This is a genomic window from Micromonospora sp. LOL_013 (genome assembly GCF_048060315.1).
Lineage (GTDB): Bacteria > Actinomycetota > Actinomycetes > Mycobacteriales > Micromonosporaceae > Micromonospora_E.
This window is the reverse complement of record NZ_JBHMIQ010000012.1, coordinates 20,679-38,521: the sequence shown is the minus strand read 5'-3', so window position 1 is coordinate 38,521 and position 17,843 is coordinate 20,679. Positions and strand designations below refer to the sequence as shown.

The 17,843-nt window shown below is 71.0% G+C and carries 19 protein-coding genes; 12 read left to right on the top strand and 7 right to left on the bottom strand.

The features are described 5' to 3' along the window. The first annotated feature begins 6 nt into the window (after window positions 1-6). The 3 genes from ACFHWS_RS10040 to ACFHWS_RS10030 are packed head-to-tail and all read left to right on the top strand — an operon-like array spanning window position 7 to window position 2,499. Entirely contained in the window at window positions 7-738 is a 732-nt protein-coding gene (locus tag ACFHWS_RS10040) for a sugar phosphate nucleotidyltransferase (RefSeq protein WP_416568064.1), read from the top strand. Beyond that, on the top strand, window positions 726-1,793 hold the full coding sequence (locus tag ACFHWS_RS10035) for an iron-containing alcohol dehydrogenase family protein (RefSeq protein WP_416553908.1): 1,068 nt from the start codon (window positions 726-728) through the stop codon (window positions 1,791-1,793). The genes ACFHWS_RS10040 and ACFHWS_RS10035 overlap by 13 nt, the downstream gene beginning before the upstream one ends. Window positions 1,794-1,800: 7 nt before the next feature. Next, window positions 1,801-2,499, top strand: a complete 699-nt coding sequence (locus ACFHWS_RS10030; protein WP_416553906.1) for a CDP-alcohol phosphatidyltransferase family protein — start codon at window positions 1,801-1,803, stop codon at window positions 2,497-2,499. On the opposite strand, the gene ACFHWS_RS10025 is transcribed toward ACFHWS_RS10030, so the two are convergent. Next, entirely contained in the window at window positions 2,468-3,676 is a 1,209-nt protein-coding gene (locus ACFHWS_RS10025; protein WP_416553904.1) for a glycosyltransferase family 4 protein, read from the bottom strand. The genes ACFHWS_RS10030 and ACFHWS_RS10025 overlap by 32 nt on opposite strands. 46 nt (window positions 3,677-3,722) lie before the next feature. Here ACFHWS_RS10025 and ACFHWS_RS10020 point away from each other — a divergent pair, with 46 nt between their 5' ends. The 4 genes from ACFHWS_RS10020 (at window position 3,723) to ACFHWS_RS10005 (ending at window position 8,553) form a co-directional block, all read left to right on the top strand. Continuing rightward, complete coding sequence (locus tag ACFHWS_RS10020) at window positions 3,723-4,583, top strand: Fpg/Nei family DNA glycosylase (RefSeq protein WP_416553902.1); 861 nt, start codon at window positions 3,723-3,725, stop codon at window positions 4,581-4,583. Window positions 4,584-4,905: 322 nt separating this feature from the next. Next, on the top strand, window positions 4,906-6,411 hold the full coding sequence (locus tag ACFHWS_RS10015) for a sugar transferase (protein ID WP_416553900.1): 1,506 nt from the start codon (window positions 4,906-4,908) through the stop codon (window positions 6,409-6,411). Window positions 6,412-6,526: 115 nt separating this feature from the next. Beyond that, on the top strand, window positions 6,527-7,801 hold the full coding sequence (locus tag ACFHWS_RS10010; protein WP_416568063.1) for a sensor histidine kinase: 1,275 nt from the start codon (window positions 6,527-6,529) through the stop codon (window positions 7,799-7,801). After that, window positions 7,798-8,553, top strand: coding sequence for a LytR/AlgR family response regulator transcription factor (locus ACFHWS_RS10005; protein WP_416553896.1), 756 nt, complete (start codon window positions 7,798-7,800; stop codon window positions 8,551-8,553). Before ACFHWS_RS10010 ends, ACFHWS_RS10005 begins: the two co-directional genes overlap by 4 nt. Before the next feature lie 22 nt (window positions 8,554-8,575). Here the strand turns inward: ACFHWS_RS10005 and ACFHWS_RS10000 are convergent, their stop codons facing one another. Continuing rightward, window positions 8,576-8,977 (bottom strand): hypothetical protein, encoded by a 402-nt coding sequence (locus ACFHWS_RS10000; protein WP_416553894.1) that lies wholly within the window; start codon window positions 8,975-8,977, stop codon window positions 8,576-8,578. Window positions 8,978-9,108: 131 nt separating this feature from the next. Between ACFHWS_RS10000 and ACFHWS_RS09995 the strand changes: the two genes are divergently transcribed. From ACFHWS_RS09995 to ACFHWS_RS09985, 3 genes are all read left to right on the top strand, one after another. Then, window positions 9,109-10,455 carry an ABC transporter substrate-binding protein gene (locus ACFHWS_RS09995; protein WP_416553892.1) on the top strand — a complete coding sequence of 449 codons (1,347 nt, stop codon included), beginning with the start codon at window positions 9,109-9,111 and terminating at the stop codon, window positions 10,453-10,455. A gap of 149 nt (window positions 10,456-10,604) precedes the next feature. Then, window positions 10,605-11,192: a hypothetical protein gene (locus ACFHWS_RS09990; protein WP_416553890.1), complete on the top strand. Its 588-nt coding sequence runs from the start codon at window positions 10,605-10,607 to the stop codon at window positions 11,190-11,192. A gap of 90 nt (window positions 11,193-11,282) precedes the next feature. Continuing rightward, window positions 11,283-11,531, top strand: coding sequence for a hypothetical protein (locus ACFHWS_RS09985; RefSeq protein WP_278172509.1), 249 nt, complete (start codon window positions 11,283-11,285; stop codon window positions 11,529-11,531). A 159-nt stretch (window positions 11,532-11,690) separates the two neighbouring features. Here ACFHWS_RS09985 and ACFHWS_RS09980 read toward each other — a convergent pair whose 3' ends face one another. Then, on the bottom strand, window positions 11,691-11,900 hold the full coding sequence (locus ACFHWS_RS09980) for a BldC family transcriptional regulator (protein WP_007073996.1): 210 nt from the start codon (window positions 11,898-11,900) through the stop codon (window positions 11,691-11,693). 289 nt (window positions 11,901-12,189) lie between these two features. Then, window positions 12,190-13,038: a hypothetical protein gene (locus tag ACFHWS_RS09975; protein ID WP_416553885.1), complete on the bottom strand. Its 849-nt coding sequence runs from the start codon at window positions 13,036-13,038 to the stop codon at window positions 12,190-12,192. 172 nt (window positions 13,039-13,210) lie between these two features. Between ACFHWS_RS09975 and ACFHWS_RS09970 the strand changes: the two genes are divergently transcribed. Further along, window positions 13,211-14,329, top strand: a complete 1,119-nt coding sequence (locus ACFHWS_RS09970; protein ID WP_416553883.1) for a Glu/Leu/Phe/Val family dehydrogenase — start codon at window positions 13,211-13,213, stop codon at window positions 14,327-14,329. 318 nt (window positions 14,330-14,647) lie between these two features. Then, a complete protein-coding gene (locus ACFHWS_RS09965; RefSeq protein WP_123606444.1) occupies window positions 14,648-14,869 on the top strand; it encodes a DUF3073 domain-containing protein in 222 nt (73 codons plus the stop codon). Between the two features lie 232 nt (window positions 14,870-15,101). Here ACFHWS_RS09965 and amcA read toward each other — a convergent pair whose 3' ends face one another. From amcA to purM, 3 genes are all read right to left on the bottom strand, one after another. Then, entirely contained in the window at window positions 15,102-15,356 is a 255-nt protein-coding gene (gene amcA, locus ACFHWS_RS09960) for a multiple cyclophane-containing RiPP AmcA (protein ID WP_416553881.1), read from the bottom strand. Further along, window positions 15,328-16,434, bottom strand: coding sequence for a cyclophane-forming radical SAM peptide maturase AmcB (gene amcB / locus ACFHWS_RS09955; protein WP_416554073.1), 1,107 nt, complete (start codon window positions 16,432-16,434; stop codon window positions 15,328-15,330). Before amcB ends, amcA begins: the two co-directional genes overlap by 29 nt. 190 nt (window positions 16,435-16,624) lie before the next feature. After that, a complete protein-coding gene (gene purM, locus ACFHWS_RS09950; protein ID WP_416553879.1) occupies window positions 16,625-17,794 on the bottom strand; it encodes a phosphoribosylformylglycinamidine cyclo-ligase in 1,170 nt (389 codons plus the stop codon). Between the last annotated feature and the right edge of the window lie 49 nt (window positions 17,795-17,843).

Sequence of the window (17,843 nt, the reverse complement as noted above, 5' to 3'; positions counted from 1 at the left end):
CGTCTGATGATCGGTCTCGTGCTCGCTGCCGGAGCGGGACGGCGGCTGCGGCCGTACACCGACACTCTGCCGAAAGCGCTGGTACCGGTCGACGGGGAGACCACGATCCTGGACATCGGGCTGCGCAACCTCGCCGCCGCCGGGCTCACCGACGTGGTCGTCGTCGTCGGCTACGCCGCGGACGCGGTCCGGACCCGGCAGGCCGACCTGCAGGACCGGCACGGCGTGAAACTGACCCTGGTCGACAACGACCGCGCCGAAGAATGGAACAACGCGTACTCGCTGTGGCTGGCGCGGGACCACTTCGCCGCCGGTGCGCTGCTGGTCAACGGCGACACCGTGCACCCGGCGAGCGTCGAGCAGACGCTGCTGGCCGGGCGCGGGCCGGGCATCCTGCTCGCGGTCGACACGGTCAAGAAGCTCGCCGACGAGGAGATGAAGGTCGTCTTAGACGACGCCGGACAGCTGACCCGGATCACCAAGCTGATGGATCCGGCGCAGGCGCACGGCGAGTACATCGGCGCGACGCTGATCGAGGCGTCGGCCGCCGCCGGGCTCGCCGAGGCACTGGAGGCGACCTGGCGGCGCGACCCCAACCTCTACTACGAGGACGGCTACCAGGAGTACGCCGACCGTGGCGGCGAGGTACGGGCAGCGCCGATCGGCGACGTCGACTGGGTCGAGGTGGACAACCACGACGACCTGATCAAGGCTCGGGACATCGCATGCCGCTACTAGCCCGTACCGTGCACACCCCGCTCGCCATCGACGTACGCCGGGGTGCCGTCGCCGGCCTGGGCGCGCTACTCGCCGACCGCCGGATCTCCGCCGGCGGCGAGGTCGCCGTGGTGGTCGGCCCCGGACAGGGCGAACGGATCGCCGAGTTGATCTCTCCCGGGCTCGGCCGGGCCGACGTCTTCACCGTCGCCGGCGGCACCCTGGACGCCGCCCACGATCTGGGCGAGAAGCTGCGGCAACGCTCCTACGACGCGGTCGTCGGTATCGGCGGCGGCAAGACCATCGACACCGCCAAGTACGCCGCCTCCCGGTACGCCGTGCCGATGGTGAGTGTGGCGACCAGCCTGGCCAACGACGGGATCGCCTCCCCGGTGGCGTCGCTGGACCACGACGGCGGACGCGGGTCGTACGGGGTGCACATCCCGTTGGCGATCGTGGTCGACCTGGACTTCGTCGATGCCGGCCCGGACCGGCAGACCCGGGCCGGCATCGGCGACGCGTTGAGCAACCTCAGCGCGGTCGCCGACTGGGAGTTGGCGCACGCGGTCCGCGACGAACCGATCGACGGTCTCGCCGTGACGCTGGCCCGAACCGGGGCGGAGGCGCTGATCAGCCATCCGGGCGGGCTCGGCGACGACGCGTTCCTGACCACCCTCGCCGAGGCGTTGATCCTGGGCGGGATCGCGATGGCGGTGTGCGGGTCGAGCCGGCCGGCCAGTGGCGGCTGCCACGAGATCTCGCACGCCCTCGACCTGCTGCACCCCGGTGCCGGTTCGCACGGCGAGCAGGTCGGGCTGGGTGCGCTGTTCTGCACCTTCCTGCGCGGCGACCAGCTGCGGTTCGGGCAGTTGGCGGCGGCACTGCGTCGGCACGGGCTGCCGGTGCGCCCCGCTGACCTGGGGCTGACCGACGACGACTTTGTCGCCGCCGTGCTGCACGCCCCGCACACCCGGCCGGACCGGTACACCGTCCTGGAACACCTGCACCTCGGTGCGGATGCCGTCCGGGAGCGGCTGGCAGAATACCTCGGTGCCCTCAGCATGCCCGCAAGGTGAACAAGCAGTGTCTACCCCGTTCCTGAAGGACTTCTTTCAGGCGAACAGAGGGGGCGGGCTGTTCAGCGAGGCGGTCAGCCAGCGGCTGGGGGCGGTGTTCGCGTACGCCGCCGCCCGGCTGCGGTTGCCACCGACCGTGCTGACCGTGGCGAACCTGCTGCTCGGGCTGGCCGCGTCGGTGATGGTGATCGCGACCGCCGACGCGGTGGCCGACGGCTCCGTCCCGGCCTGGCTGATCGGGCTGGTGGCGCTGGTCGGCTGGCAGATCGCGTACGCGCTGGACTGCGCCGACGGGCAGTTGGCCCGGGTGACCGGGCAGACCAGCGCGGCCGGTGCCCGGGTCGACGTGCTCTGCGACGTCGCCGCGCAGATCGCGCTGGTCACGGCGCTGTCCGCGGTGGCGGTGGCGCAGCTGCCGGAGACCCCGGTGTGGCTGCTCGCGGCGTTCGCCGGCACCTGGATGGTGAACCTGGTGACCTCGGTGATGCAGGCCGGCCCGAACGCGGCCAGCATGGTCACCTCGACCTCGCTGCCCGTACGGCTGGTGAAGCTGATCCGCGACTACGGCGCGGTGATCTTCGTCGCCGGGTTGGTGCTGATCGCCGCTCCGGCGCTGACGGTCTGGCTGATCGCCGCGTTCACCGTGGTCAACGGTGGTTTCCTGCTGGCCAGCATCACCTTCTCGGCCCGCGCTGCCCTGCGCTGACCGCGTCGTAGACGGCCAGGTGCTGCTTCATCACCACGTCGGGGTGGAAGGTGGTCTCGTAACGGGTGCGGGCGACGCCGGCCAGTGCGGCGGCCCCGTCACGGGCGACCGGCAGGGCGGCGGCGAGTGCGGCGGCCTCCGGCGGTACCACCCAGCCGGCGGGGCCAGCAGCCCTAACGCCAGCAGCGCCGGTGTCGGCACCGACCAGGTACGGGATGCCGCCGAGTGCGGTGCCGAGCACCGGCCGGCCGCTGGCCAACGCCTCGATCACCACTGTCGGCAGCACGTCGTGCCAGGTGGAGACGGCCAGCACCACGGCGCTGGCGCGCAGCGCGTCGCGTACCGCTGATCTGTCCAGCGGGCCGAGGAAGTCGATGTCGGTGCGGCCGGCGGCGGCCGAGGCGACCAGCGGCCGCAGCTCGCCGTCGCCGCCGATCCGCAGCGTGCCGAGCGCCCCGTCCGGGTGCCGCTGCCAGGCGTCGAGCAGCAGGCCGATGCCCTTCTCCGGGGTGAGCCGGCCGAGGAACAGGAAGCCGTCGCCGAGCGGTGCGGGCGGGCCGGGATCGGCGATCGCGTTCGGTTTGACCACGATCCGCTCGTCGGGGATGCCGTACCCGCGCAAATGCTCGGCGACCGCCGAGGTGAGCGCGATGAACCGGTCGACCGACCGCCAGGTGGGCCGGTGCAGGGCCAGGGTCGCGGCCATCACCGCGCTCTGCGCCCGGGAGCCGCGGTAGCAGCGGTGCACCACGCCGGGCAGGCCGATCGCCCGGCCCCGGCAGTCGGTGCAGATTCGGCCGTCGCGGAAGTACAGCCCGGCCGAGCAGACCTGCCGGTAGTTGTGCACGGTGTGCACCACCGGCACCCGGTGCCGGTGCGCGGTGCGGATCGCCCAGGGCGAGATCAACGGGTACGGGTTGTGCAGGTGCAGCATGTCCGGCCGGTGCTCGGTGAGCAGCCGGTCCAGGTCGCGTTGGGCGGCCGGGGCGTAGCTGGGCGAGATCGGCAGCAGCGCCTTGCCGGTGGCCGGCAGCGCCGGGATGTCGTCGGAGCTGCGCAGAAACGGGATCACCTCGACACCGGCGGCGGCCAACTGGTCTATCTCGCTGTCGACGATGACGTTCTCGCCGGACGGCTGGGCCTGCCGGTATCGGTTGTGCGCCACGACGACTCTCACCCGGTCAACCCTCCTGCTCGACGTCGTCAGACGCTACCGTCTGAGGGTGCCCGAGTTGCCGGAGGTACAGGCGCTCGCGGCCTACCTGCGCCAGCGCGCGGTCGGCCGCCGGGTCGAGCGTGTCGAAGTGTCGGCGATCAACGTGCTCAAGACGTACGACCCGCCGCCGTCGGTGGTAGCCGGTCGACCGGTGACCGGCGCCGGCCGGCACGGCAAGTTCCTCGACGTCGCACTGGACGGCACCCTCCATCTGGTGGTGCATCTGGCGCGGGCCGGCTGGCTGCACTACCGGGAGTCGTTTCCCTCGGCCGCGCCGTTGAAGCCGGGCAAGGGGCCGATCGCCGTACGGGTCCGCCTCGCCGACGGCTCGGGCTTCGACCTGACCGAGGCCGGTACGCAGAAGAAGCTGGCCGCGTACCTGGTGACCGATCCGGCGCAGGTGCCCGGGGTGGCCCGGCTGGGTCCGGACGCGCTCGCGGTGGACCCGGACACCTTCGCGCAGCGGCTGCGCGGTCGACGGGGTCAGGTCAAAGGGGTACTGACCCAGCAGGAGGTGCTGGCCGGCATCGGCAACGCATACTCGGACGAGATCCTGCACACCGCGCGGTTGTCGCCGTTCGCGTTGACGAACCGGCTCACCGACGAGCAGCTGGCGGGGTTGTACGAGGCGGCGCGGCGGGTGCTGACCGACGCGGTGGACCGGTCGGTGGGTCAGCGGGCAGCCGAACTGAAGGGCGAGAAGCGCTCGGGGATGCGGGTGCACGGTCGAACCGGCCTGCTCTGCCCTGTTTGCGGCGATCAGGTGCGAGAAGTCTCTTTTGCAGATTCGAGCCTGCAGTACTGCCCCACCTGCCAGACCGGCGGCCGCCCACTCGCTGACCGACGGTTGTCCCGTCTTGTGCGTTAGGTGACCAAATAGAGCACAGAAGGCCGTACGTCCCGCGCCACGGCGATCTGCACCACAACGGAGACTTCCTCGGAGCCGTTCCATCGGTATAGTGGCCCGGTCCCAATGCTCCAACACCACCGGAACCGCCGGTCCCCACCGTTCGGCCGGGGGGCGTAGAGTCTTTCGGGTTACCGTCCGTGTACGGGCACCGTGAGAGACTGAGCTGGTGGGCGAGCCAAGCCTTCACGGAGAGTGGGCGGCACGTGTCACGCGGGAGGACGTGGGTGAGGTGACGACAAGCCTCCAGCGCCCGGTATCCAACACCAGCCGGAGCAACAGGGTGCGCCACGTCGACAGCTTCGAGATCCAACCGCCGACGCCGACACCGACCAACGGCGTACCCCGGTCCGCCTGGGCGCGGGCACGGCGTCGCGCGTCGCGCTGGCACCGTCCGTACACCGCGGCCCTGCTCGCGCTGGACTTCGCGGCGGCGGTGCTGGCCAGCTACCTGTCGATCTCGCTGTTCGAGAAGGCGACCTCCGGGTTCTCCGACGCCGACGCCACCTGGTTCCACACCGTCACCTACCTGCTACTGCCACTCGGCTGGGTGGTGGTGCTCTGGGGCACCGGCTCCTACGACCGGCGCTACCTCGGGCTCGGCACCGACGAGTTCAAGCGGGTGCTGCGCGGTGGGGTGACGGTCGCCGCCAGCGTCTCGTTCCTCGCCTTCGCCACCAAGACCGACCTGTCCCGGCTCTCGGTGGCCACCGCGCTGCTCGGCGCCCTGGCGTTCATCCTGATGTTCCGCTTCCTCGCCCGGTACGCCCTGCACGTACTGCGTCGGCGGATCGGGCAGGCCACGCACCGGATGGTGCTGGTCGGCACCCTGCCGGAGACCCTGGAGGTCTTCACTGCGGTGACCCGCAGTCCCGCCGCCGGGCTGATGCCGGTCGCGATCCACCTCACCGACGGCTACGCGGCGGCCCGAGGGCTCGAGACCCCGGTGCCGGTGTACGCCGGCCGCAACGTCCTCGCGCTGGTCCGGGAGGTCGGCGCGGACACCATCGCGGTCTGCGGCTCAGCCAGCTCCGAGCCGGGCGAGCTACGCCGGCTCGCCTGGCAGTTGGAGGGCAGCGGGATCGACCTGGTGGTCGCACCGCAGCTGACCGACATCGCCGGTCCTCGGGTGCACATTCGGCCGATCGAAGGTCTGCCGCTGCTGCACGTCGAGGAGCCCACCCTCTCCGGGCTCGGCTGGCTGGCCAAGAACCTGCTGGACCGGGTGGCCGCCGGGCTGGGTCTGATCATGCTGGCGCCACTGTTCCTGGCGGTGGCGATCGCGATCCGGTTCTCCGACCGGGGGCCGGTCTTCTTCCGGCAGCCCCGGGTCGGCCACGAGGGCCGGGTGTTCCGGGTCTGGAAGTTCCGGACCATGTACGTCGACGCCGAGGAGCGGCTCGCCTCGCTGGTCGACCAGAACGAGACCGACGGGATGCTGTTCAAGATCCGCAACGATCCGCGGGTCTTCCCGATCGGTCGGTTCCTGCGAGCCAGCTCGATCGACGAGCTGCCCCAGCTGATCAACGTGCTCAAGGGCGAGATGTCACTGGTCGGGCCGCGGCCGCTGCCCGCCGACGACGGTGACTTCCTCGGCGACGTCCGGCGGCGGCTGCTGGTCCGGCCCGGGATGACCGGACTGTGGCAGGTCTCCGGCCGGTCCGACCTGTCCTGGGACGAAGCGGTCCGGCTGGACCTCTACTACGTCGACAACTGGTCGCTGACCTACGACCTGAGCATCCTGTGGCGCACCATCGGCGTCGTGTTGGCCCGCAAGGGTGCCTACTGACCGACCCGGATGCCGACGGATGACAGAAGTCCGTCGAAAGCGGGCAGCCGACCGCTGACCGACCGATCGTCGCCTTCCGCTTGGCAGCACCGCCGGTAGCGGACAGGATCTGTCCGTGCCGGCAAACCTATCCGCACCACTGGCGGTCCTGGCTCTGGTGACCGCGCTGGCCGCCGCGGTGTACGCGGTCGTCCGGCTGCGCGCCCGGCGCGGGATCGCCACCGCGACGCAGCGGGCGACGTACCAGGTCCTGCACACCGCCGGCCTGGCCGCCGAACCGCTGCGCAACGGGCTGGGAGCGACCGACGCGGCCAAGGCCGTCCGGCATCTGCGGGCGCTGGTCGGCGCCCCGGGCGCGGCGCTGACCGGCAGCGAGGCGGTACTCGCGTTCGACGGCCGCGGCCAGCACCATGCCGAGCAGTTCACCGCCGCAGCCCAGCAGGCGTTCGACGCCAGCCGCTCCCTCGTGCTGACCGCCCGGGACCTGCCCTGTGACCGGCCCGACTGCCTGGTGCGCGGGGCCGTCGTCGCCCCACTCACCGGGCCGGACGGCGACGCCACAGTCGCGCTGGTCGCGGTGGTCGACGACGATCCGGCGCCGGGGCTGGTGCAGGCGACCCTGGAGACCGCCCGGTGGGCCGGCAGCCAACTGGCGCTCGCCGAGTTGGACTCGTCCCGGGAGCGGCTGGCCAGAGCCGAGGTACGGGCGCTGCGGGCGCAGATCAGCCCGCACTTCATCTACAACGCGCTGACCGCGATCGCGTCGTTCGTCCGCACCGACCCGGAACGGGCCCGGGATCTGATCCTGGAGTTCGCCGAGTTCACCCGCTACTCGTTCCGGGCGCACGGCGAGTTCACCACGCTCGCCGAGGAGCTGCGGTCGATCGACCGGTACCTGACCATCGAACGGGCCCGGTTCGGCGAACGGCTCCAGGTCCGGCTGCAGATCGCCCCGGAGGTGCTGCCGGTGCATCTGCCCTTCCTCTGCCTGCAGCCACTGGTAGAGAATGCGGTGCGGCACGGGCTGTCGCGCAAGCCGGGGCTCGGCACGGTCAGCATCGAGGCGCGGGACGCCGGGACCGAGTGCCACATCACCGTCGAGGACGACGGGGTGGGGATGGACCCGGCGGTGCTGACCGCTGGCGCCGACCCGGTACGTCGCGGCGCCGACCCGGTACGTCGCGGCGCCGACCCGGCCGACGACGCCGGCCAGCACGTCGGCCTGTCGAACGTCGACGAACGGCTGCGCTCGGTCTTCGGCGACGAGTTCGGGCTGGTGGTGGAGACGGCGGTGGGAGCGGGTACGAAGGTGAGCATGCGGGTGCCGAAGTTCCACCCCGACGTACGGCCGGGGGCGGGCGCGACCGGCCGGTGGGAGGTGCTGTCGTGACCCCGTTCCTGCGGGTACTCGCGGTGGACGACGAACCCCCCGCCCTCGACGAACTGGGGTACCTGCTGCGGGCCGACCCCCGGGTGGCTCGGCTGCACACCGCCGCCGACGCCACCGAGGCGCTGCGGGTGCTGCGCGACACCGACGTCGATGCCGTATTCCTCGACATCCGGATGCCCGGGCTGGACGGCATGGAGCTGGCCCGGGTGCTGCGCCGGTTCGCCCGGCCGCCGGCGATCGTCTTCGTCACCGCGTACGACGACGCCGCGGTCGACGCCTTCGACCTCGGCGTCACCGACTACGTCCGCAAGCCGGTACGCGCGGAGCGGCTGGCCGAGTCGGTCCGCCGGGTGCTGACCGCCCGGGTGGTGCCGACCCATCCGGCGGCGATCGCCCGCAACGAGGAGGACCCGGCGATCCCGGTGGAGCTGGCCGGGACCACCCGGATGCTGCCCCGGTCGGCGGTGCGCTGGGTGGAGGCGCAGGGCGACTACGCCCGGCTGCACACGGCCGACGGCTCGCACCTGGTCCGGGTGCCGCTGGCCACCCTCGGCGAACGCTGGGCCGACGCCGGCTTCGTCCGCGTCCACCGGTCGTTCCTGGTCCAGCTCCGGCTGATCACCGAGCTGCGGCTGGCCAACTCCGGGTACGTGGTGGTGATCGACGGCACCGAGCTGCCGGTCTCCCGACGGCACACCCGGGAGCTGAAGGACAAGCTGGTCCGGGCGGCCAAACACGACTGGAGCAGGTGACCGGCGGCCAACCGGGCTCCCATTAGGCGGCCCGGCGGCGACGCAGTGTGGCGACCGCCGACCCGGCCAGGGTGAGCAGGCACTCCGGCAGCTGTCCGTCGGCCAGCGCGGCACCGAACAGCGCCTCCCCGGTCGAGCCGTCCGAGTTGGCGTACGCGCTGATGAACCTGGCCACCCACCGCGCGTCATAGCCCGCCTCGTCGATGCCGGGAAAGTCGAGGGCCCAGCCACCGGCTGGTACGTCGTCGCCGACCATCGTCGCGGCCAGGCACCACGCGACGTCGTACGCCCCGGTGACGCCGTTGCGGTCCACCACCGCGTCGAAGACGTCCGCGACGCCGTCGCTGTCACCGGCCAGGGCGGAGCGCAGGATCTCCGCAGCGTCGGTGAACGCCTCGTCGGACCCATCGCGTCGGTCGGTCATGAGCCGAAGGGTAGGCGGCGAGGTCAAGGCACCGGCCGGGTCGCCGTCACCGGCGGGCCGGCTGACGTCGCGTTCCGGCCGAGGAGGCGCTAAGGTGCCCTGCGGACCTTCGGCCGATGGAGGACGTCCCCATGCTCGTGTCACGCGGCTCCCGCACCGCCGCCCTGGCGTTCTGCGCAATCATGCTGGTCGGCGCGGCGAGCTGCGCCGAACCGGCGGCCACCGAGGAGTCCCAGGTCAACTCGGTGCGGCTGTACGGCACCGACGGCAACATGAGCAACTCGTTCGGAGCAGAGTTCGAGGGGCAGACCACGCTGCTGACCGGGATGAAGGGCACCAGCCCGCTCACCCCGCTGCCGGACGACTTCATCAGCAGGCTGCGCGCGGTCGACCGGCAACTCAACGGCTTCCTGTACGCCGGCGAGGCGTACGACGCGGTGGTGATCAGCGCGCTCGCCACCCAGTTGGCCGGCAGCACCGACCCGACCGACATCGCCGCCCAGATCAACGGGGTGACCACCGGCGGCGAGCAGTGCGACGTCGTCGCGGTGTGCCTGGAGCTGGCCCGGGACGGGACGGACATCGCCTACCGGGGGGTCTCCCTGAAACGGGGTGGCTTCACCGACGCCGGGGAGCCGTCCACCGCCAGCTACGCCACCCTGCACTTCGACGGCGACGGCCAGATCAACGACGGAAAGACCGAGTTCGTCGGCGCCGGAGACGAGTCCACGACCACCACGGCCGCGCCGCCACCGGCCGAACCGGAGACCTTCGTCACCCGCGCCGAGGCGCCGCTGAAGCTGGGCGGCCTGCTGCCGCGCACCGGCGACCTGGCGTTGGCGTACCCGCCGTTGGCGGCCGGCGCGGCGCTCGCGGTTCGGGAAGTCAACGAGGCCGGCGGGGTGCTCGGGGAGCCGGTCGAATGGTTCGACGGCGACGACGGGACCAACCCGGATGTGGCCCGCCGGACAGTCGCCAGGCACGTCGACGAAGGGGTGCACGTCATCATCGGCGCCGGTGCGTCCGGCATCTCCCGCGAAGTGCTGCCGGACGTGGCGGCCGCCGGGCTGATCCTGTTCTCGCCCAGCAACACCGACGCCGGGCTGAGCGAGGTCGACGATCAGGGGCTGTACTTCCGTACCGCGCCGTCGGACCTGCTGCAGGGGCGGGCGCTCGCCGACGTGATCCTGCGGGACGGGTCGCAGCGGATCGCGCTGGTGGCCCGCAGGGACTCGTACGGCGAGGGCCTGCAGGAGAACGTCCGGGCGGAACTGGACCGTGCCGGGGTCGGACCGGACCGGCTCAAGCTGCTCAGTTACGAGCCGCCGGCCGGCGCGGACGCGCCGCCGGTGAACTTCGACAGTGAAGCCCAGGAAATCAAGGCGTTCGGCGCGGACGCGATCCTGATCATCGGTTTCGCCGAGTCGGCCGAGGTGATCAAGTCGCTGGCCGCAGCCGGGCTGCCGATCGCCGAGTAGGACCGGGCCGGTAGCAGATCGGGCCGGCGGTCGCCGGGCCCCGCCGGCCGGTCCGTCCTGCTGGCACTTTCTCGGGATCACAGGCAGGTCGCCGCTGCGTACGGTTTCCCTTGTCAGCGGCCAGGACGATCTGCGGAAGAGGCGGCAGGATGAGTGAGTGGGTCGATCCGGCCCTCGGTGACGAGGCAGTCGAAGCTGAACAGGGGCTGGGCCCGAGCGGCGGCCCTGGCCACGACGATGCCGGCTACGAGCCGTACGGCGACGGCCCTTACGGCGTCGAGCCGTACGGCGACGGTGGGTCCGACACGATCGTCCAGCACAATCTTGACGGCTCCACCGACGTGCTGGTCGACCGGGACGGGGACGGCCTCGCCGACGTGGTCCTGCACGACAGCGATGGCGACGGTCTGGCGGAGGCCGCGTACGTCGATGGCGACGGGGACGGTCGGCTGGAGAGCATGCTGCGCGACTTCGACGGCGACGGGCTGGTCGACGAGGTCAGCGCGGACACCAACGGCGACGGCTGGATCGACGTCGTCGCCACCGACACCGACGGTGACGGCCTGATCGACCAGGTGGCGGCCGACACCGATCACGACGGCCGGACGGACACCTGGGTTCAGGACACCGACTACGACGGTCGGGCGGACCAGACGCTGCGCGACGCCGACCAGGACGGCGTGCCCGAGACGGTGACCTATCTGCATCCGACGGTCAACCCGTACGCGACAAGGTGAGGCCGGGTCGCGCCCGGGTCGCGACCGGCCGGATGGCACTTTACTGTCGACATCCGCAGCTGTTGTGACTGAGCGATGGAGGGACCTGGGATGACCGAGGCACAGGAGTCGGTGGAGACGCGCGGTGACGATCGCGTCGATCTACTCAAGGCCGACACCAACAACGACGGGCAGACCGACGTCTGGGTGGTTGACACCGACGGGGACGGCAAGGCCGACATGTACCAGTTCGACACCGACGGAGACGGCAAGGTGGACATCACCATGGTCGATCTGGACGAGGACGGCACCCCGGACGAGGTGGTCGACGGCGACGGCGGGCACCCGCCGGCGAGCTGAGTACGGTACGCATCGTGACGACGGCGGCCCGGCGGATCTCCGCCGGGCCGCCGTCGACGCAGTGCACGTCGACGTCCATGAAACAAGGGGCGGTGACCCCGGACGAGCCGAGATCACCGCCCCTTGGCGTAGCCGATGTCAGCCACTTGGAGAGGCCAGTCAATCACCCTGCCGCTGCTGGGGAATCTGCCCCTGCAGCAGGGCACGTACTTCCGACTCCCGGTATCGGCGGTGGCCGCCCAACGTCCGTATGGCGCTGAGCTTGCCGGCCTTCGCCCACCGGGTGACGGTTTTCGGGTCGACTCGGAACATCGACGCCACCTCGGCCGGCGTGAGCAACGGCTCTGGTTCGTGCGTACGCGATGCCATCAGTCACTCCTCCACAGTGCTATAGACATCGGCCGGGGTCCCGCCGGCCGACGCGTCTCCCATGGTCCGGCTAGTCCCCGATGTCCGACATGGGCCGAACGGCCGAACGTCCTTGGATGGACGGATGAGCAATGACCGATTTTTATCCCTTTTTTGTGACAGAACATACCATAATCGGACTCTTGATCACCGGTCGTGAACGGGTGATTACGAATCATATTCAGGATTCGCGGCAGAATCTGCGCCTGATACCCGGTGATTGAAACCGATTCGTCCCTCTGGTCGACCACTAGTTGCAGCGCTCCAGTAGCTGAACGGCACGCCATCGGGCAACCAGCTTCTCGTACGCCTCGCCGGCCGCCTCGGCGTCGCCCCGGCCGAGCGCCGCCAGCCCGGCACTCACCAGACCCGGCGAATCGTCGGCCTCCAGCGTCTCGTCCGGCAGCAGCCGCACCAACCCACCGTAGTCAAGCTCCACCACCGACCGGGGATGAAACTCCTCGAGCCACCGGGCGCTCTCCTCCACCGCCTCGGTGATCGGCGCATCCCCCACCGACTTGCGCAACACCGACAGTCCGCGCGACGCCCGGCGACGGGCCTTGGAGATTTCGGTCCGATAGCGCAGCGCCCGACGCACGCCAGTGACGATCAAGTCACGCTCGGCCAGGTCCACGAAGACGAACCATCGCAACGGCACCCCCCAGGTGGCGGCCTGCTCATGCACCCGAGGCACCCCGTGCTCCAGTACCCGGGCCCCGCTGCGCCAGTCGTCGATCACCGCCCTGGCCTGACCGGCCAGTACCGGTGGGACGAACGCGTCGGCCAACACCGACGGGACACCGTCGCGCGCGCTCAACGCCGCCTCCGCTACCCGCACCCGCAGGTTCCACGGGCAGACCAGCAGCGTGTCGTCCGACTCCAGCACGTACGCCTCGTCCGGCAGGTCGGGCAGCCGGGTCCAGCCCGCGCCGAGTGCCTCGATCACCGCCGTCCGCTGCCGGCCCGGCCCTTCCAGCGGGCCGACCGCGCGGCCTTCCCGCACGTATCGGCGCCAGTAGACCTGACGCTCACGGTCGAACGCGGCCAGCGGCTCGTACACCCGCAGGTATGAGGCGAAGGAAGCGAAGAGGGACGGCACGGCGCGATCCTCCCACGAAACCGCACGACACCGCCCCGGCCGGGGGCAAACACCCCCGCAGCGGGCTGGTCCGTCGCGCTGCGGCCGATACTAGGCTCGGAGCCAGCAGGGCCCACGGCCCGGCGCACCGGACGCACCTCACGAGGGTGCCGACACCGTCTCAGGAGCAGACATGGGCGTCTTCACCACCACTGCCGGCCCCGGCACCGCCACCGGGCACGAACAGGTCGTCTTCTGCCAGGACCAGCCGACCGGGCTGCGAGCAATCATCGCCATCTACTCGACCGCGCTCGGGCCGGCGCTCGGCGGCACCCGATTCTACCCGTACGCCTCCGAGGCCGACGCCCTGCACGACGTGCTGGAGCTGTCCCGGGGGATGGCCTACAAGAACGCAATGGCCGGACTGGACCTCGGTGGCGGCAAAGCAGTCATCTGGGGCGACCCGGAGCAGCTCAAGACCGAGCCGTTGCTGCGCGCGTACGGCCGGTTCGTCGAATCGCTCGGCGGACGCTACTACACCGCCTGTGATGTCGGCACCTACGTGCCGGACATGGACGTCGTGGCCCGGGAGACCCGGTTCGCCACCGGGCGTAGCCGTGCGCAGGGCGGGGCCGGTGACTCCTCCGAGCTCACCGCCTGGGGGGTGTTCCAGGGCATGCGCGCCGCCGCCGAGCACCGCTGGGGTTCGGCCAGCCTCGCCGGGCGGCGAATCGGTATCGCCGGGCTCGGCAAGGTGGGCCGCTACCTGACCGGTCACCTGCTCGACGACGGAGCCGCGGTGGTGGCCACCGACGTCAGCGAACGGGCGGTGGACTGGGCCCGGAACACCTATCCGCAGGTCGACCTGGTGGACGACACCGACGTGCTGATCCGCCAGGAGATCGACGTCTACGCGCCCTGCGCGCTCGGTGGGGCGCTCGACGACGACACCGTGCCGGCGCTGCGGGCCGAGATCGTCGCCGGGGCCGCCAACAACCAGTTGGCCCACCCCGGCGTCGAGAAGCTGCTCGCCGAACGGGGCATCCTCTACGCCCCGGACTACGTGGTGAACGCCGGTGGGGTGATCCAGGTGGCCGATGAGGTGACCGGGGCGGCCACACCATCGGCCAACGGCCGGTACGGGTTCGACTTCGACCGGGCCAAGGCCCGGGCGACCGGTATTTACCAGACCACCCGGGAGATCCTGCGCAGCGCCGACCGGGAAGGCGTACCCCCGGCGGTGGCGGCCGACCGGCTCGCCGAACGCCGGATGGCCGAGGTCGGTCGGCTGCGCGCGATCCATCTCCGGTGAGCGGCCGCCAACCCGAGCGCCGCCGTCCCGGGCGCTGACCCGCCGGTCCGCCCCGGGTGGCCGTCACCGGGCGTGTGGAGAATCACCCGTACGGGTCACGAGCGGCGGGGATCGGGCTCCTTACCCCGCCGCTGCCCGTGACGAATCCCGCCGCTGCCCGTGACGATGTCGGCCGCCGATGACGCGCGGGAGCGACCCGATGCAACCCGAGGTGCCGAACCTGGGTCCGCCCATGTACCGTAAGAGCCACGAGAGATGCCTGACGTCATCGGGGCCCGCCTTCGGGCTGCCCCGAATTCTGTGCGAGGGGGTCGAGCCATGGGGCGCGGCCGTGCTAAGGCCAAGCAGACAAAGGTGGCCAGGGAGCTGAAATACCACTCCCCGAACACCGACCTCGCCGCCTTGCAGCGAGAGCTCGCCGGCAGCGGCAAGTCGGACCGTGATTTCGACGACGAGTACGATCCGTACCTCGACGACGATGACGAGGACGACCCAGCCGACGACGACCGGGGTAACTGGACACCCTCATCGTCCCGCTGAGGGTCCGACTGATCAGAGCACGCGGTCAGTGTCCGCGTGCTGATTCATGTCGACGAGGACTCCGGACCGGCTGGTCGCCGTACGTGTGTCGGAATGCCACCATCCGGTGGTGCCTACCCCGGCGGGGTAGGCACCACCGGGTGTCGTCGCGCCAGGCGGGCGACTGATCGGTGCCGCCCTGCCCGGGGGACGGGTCCGGGCAGGGCGCCAGGTACGCGGCTGGTCGGAGCGGTCAACGGGGGCGGTTGTTCCAGTTGTAGAAGGTCGGGATGTTCTCGAAGTGGTTCCAGGCGCAGACCGCGCCGTCGGCACCGGCTACCTCGGCGCGACGCCGCCGGGCCTGTTCCGCTTCGGCGAGCAGCAGTTCCAGACCGTCCCGGACGGCGTACACCCGGTCCGCCATCTGATCGTCGCCACCTGCTTCGGCGACGGTGGCTCCCGGGGCTGCGCGGACCGGTTCAGGCCGCTGCCGGCTGGTCTCTGGCATGGGCCAACACTCCCTCCAGTAGATGGATCTTGCTGTTACGGCAGTGGTTGGTCTCCGTACCATCAAAACGCCCGTGTTCGAAGTAACGGTTGGCAGCGTGACCACCTCCGCAGAACCCGAAGTACGGGCAGGTGGTCCGGCATGCCTCGACGCCCGCCACGAACTCGGTGACCCAGGGTGTCCGTTCCGGCGTGGCGAGGATCTCGGCCAGCCCGCTAGCCAACACGTTCCCGCTGGTGAAGTCCCCGTACCGCGGGTCGGAGAAGCCGGCAAGCTCCGGCGAGAGCAGCACCACCGACCCGTCGTACCCGACGGTGGGAATCGGGTCGAGCTGGCGGGGCAGCACCTCGTCGGCCGTGCCGTCGAGTACGGCTGCCGCGTACCGCAGCGACCATTCCACCTCGCGTAGATGAATCCGCGGTGCCTGCCGCCAGGCTCCGACCAGTTCCGCCCAGAAGCCGGCGACGGCCCGGTCCGGCCAGCGGTTCGACCGTACGTTCACGCCCTCCGTCTCCTCGATGTTGACGCCCAGCACGTCACAGCCGAGGTCGAGGAAGAACCGGTACAGCTCGGTGGCCAGGCCCGGGCTCGGGTCGCTGACCACGCAGAGCGCCGAGAATTCGATCCCGTGCCGGCGTAGCGCCTCGACACCGCTCCGGATCTGGTCGTAGGCGGGCCGACCACCCCGGGTGTGCCGGCCGTCGTTTCGCGCCCGCGGGCCGTCGACGCTGACGCTGACCCGGATCCGGTGTTCCCGGAAGAACTCGCACCACGGGTCGTCGATCAAGGTCGCGTTCGTCTGCACGTGGTGTTCCACGTCGGCGCTGAACGGGCTGATCAGCGCCGCGAGGTGGTCCCGCCCGGCGGCCAACGGCTCACCGCCGTGCCAGACCACCGAGAACCGGCGTCCCTGCTGCGCGGCCCAGGTGTTCACCGGTCGGGCGACCGCGGCGGCCACCGGGACCGGCATCCGCCGGTTGGCCGCCCGCAACGGCAGGTAACAGTAGCTGCAGTCCAGGTTGCACAGCGTGGTGGGCTGCATGACGACGTAACTCGGGACGGTCGCCACGCCGCGCATGCCGGTGGGGGCCGGCCGCCCCCCACCGGTCGGGTCCTGCCGGGTTTCGGCCCTGCTCATCCCCATCCTCCTGCCTGTGACGGATGTCGTTCCAGGCTAGGTGTCGGGGTCTGCCGAGGTGAATCGGCGGTACGGCCCGCCGGAGCGCGGCGGCGACGGCCCGCCGAGGTGACGCGGCAGCGGCCCGCTGTCAGCCTCGGGTGTGGTGACCGACCATCTGTACGGTGCCGGAGCCCTCGATGATGTCGCCGGCCTGCCAGGCCTCGATGCCGCTGCCGGTCAGGCAGGCGAGCGCCCGGTCGGCGTCCTGGGCGGAGACGATGGCGAACATGCCGACGCCCATGTTGAACGTCGACTCCATCTCGTTGTCCTCGATCCGGCCCTTCGCCTGCACCAGGTCGAAGATCGGCTGCGGCTTCCAGGTGGCGCGGTTGACCAGCGCGTCGACGTGCTCGGGCAGGATCCGTACCAGGTTTCCGGGGATGCCACCGCCGGTCACGTGGGCCAGGGCCCGGACCTCGCACTCCTCGATCAGCTTCAGGCAGTCCCGGGCGTAGATCTTCGTCGGGGTGAGCAGCTCCTCGCCCAGGGTCCGCTGCCGGCCGAAATCCTCGACCACCGTGTCCAGCCGCATCCGGCCGGCGCCGAGCAGCACGTGGCGGACCAGCGAGTAGCCGTTGGAGTGCAGACCCGAGGACCGCATCGCGATCACCACGTCGCCCACCTCGACGCGGTCCCGGCCGAGGATCTCGCTCTCCTCGACCACGCCGACGCCGGTCGCGGAGACGTCGTACTCGTCCGGCCGCAGCACCCCGGGGTGTTCGGCGGTCTCGCCGCCGAGCAGCGCGCAGCCGGCATACCGGCAGCCATCGGAGATGCCGGCGCCGATCTCGGCGACCTTGTCCGGCACGACCTCGCCGCAGGCGATGTAGTCGAGCAGGAACAGCGGCTCCGCCCCGCAGGCGACCAGGTCGTCGACCACCATCGCGACCAGGTCGATGCCGACCGTCTCGTGGATGTTCATCTGCTGGGCGATGACCAGCTTGGTACCCACCCCGTCGGTCGACGAGGCCAGGATCGGCTGCCGGTACTTCTGCACGTCGAGCCGGAAGAGCCCGGCGAAGCCGCCGATGTCGCCCATCACCTCGGGCCGGGTGGTCTTGTGCACCTTCGACTTGAGCAGCTCGACGGCGCGCTCACCGGCATGGATGGAGACGCCGGCGTCCGCGTACGTCACCGTGCGTTTGCGGCCGGACCGGCCGGCGCTGGCCGTCCACGGCTGGCGGTTGACCGTCCGGGCGCCGGAGTCGTCGGCGGGCGGGCCGACGTCCGCGCTGCCGCGCTCAGTCACGTGCGTCACGGTTCTCCCCTTTGTGCTTCTCGCGGCGAGGCCGCGTCGGGTAGCTGTC

Excerpts from the sequence above, each read along its gene's own strand:
- ACFHWS_RS10040 (WP_416568064.1), top strand. The coding sequence starts at position 7 with ATGATCGGTCTCGTGCTCGCTGCCGGAGCGGGACGGCGGCTGCGGCCG.
- ACFHWS_RS10035 (WP_416553908.1), top strand. The coding sequence starts at position 726 with ATGCCGCTACTAGCCCGTACCGTGCACACCCCGCTCGCCATCGACGTA.
- ACFHWS_RS10000 (WP_416553894.1), bottom strand. The coding sequence starts at position 8,977 with ATGACCGACCGACGCGATGGGTCCGACGAGGCGTTCACCGACGCTGCG.
- ACFHWS_RS09995 (WP_416553892.1), top strand. The coding sequence starts at position 9,109 with ATGCTCGTGTCACGCGGCTCCCGCACCGCCGCCCTGGCGTTCTGCGCA.
- ACFHWS_RS09990 (WP_416553890.1), top strand. The coding sequence starts at position 10,605 with ATGAGTGAGTGGGTCGATCCGGCCCTCGGTGACGAGGCAGTCGAAGCT.
- ACFHWS_RS09985 (WP_278172509.1), top strand. The coding sequence starts at position 11,283 with ATGACCGAGGCACAGGAGTCGGTGGAGACGCGCGGTGACGATCGCGTC.
- ACFHWS_RS09980 (WP_007073996.1), bottom strand. The coding sequence starts at position 11,900 with ATGGCATCGCGTACGCACGAACCAGAGCCGTTGCTCACGCCGGCCGAG.
- ACFHWS_RS09970 (WP_416553883.1), top strand. The coding sequence starts at position 13,211 with ATGGGCGTCTTCACCACCACTGCCGGCCCCGGCACCGCCACCGGGCAC.
- ACFHWS_RS09965 (WP_123606444.1), top strand. The coding sequence starts at position 14,648 with ATGGGGCGCGGCCGTGCTAAGGCCAAGCAGACAAAGGTGGCCAGGGAG.
- amcA (WP_416553881.1), bottom strand. The coding sequence starts at position 15,356 with ATGCCAGAGACCAGCCGGCAGCGGCCTGAACCGGTCCGCGCAGCCCCG.
- amcB (WP_416554073.1), bottom strand. The coding sequence starts at position 16,434 with ATGCGCGGCGTGGCGACCGTCCCGAGTTACGTCGTCATGCAGCCCACC.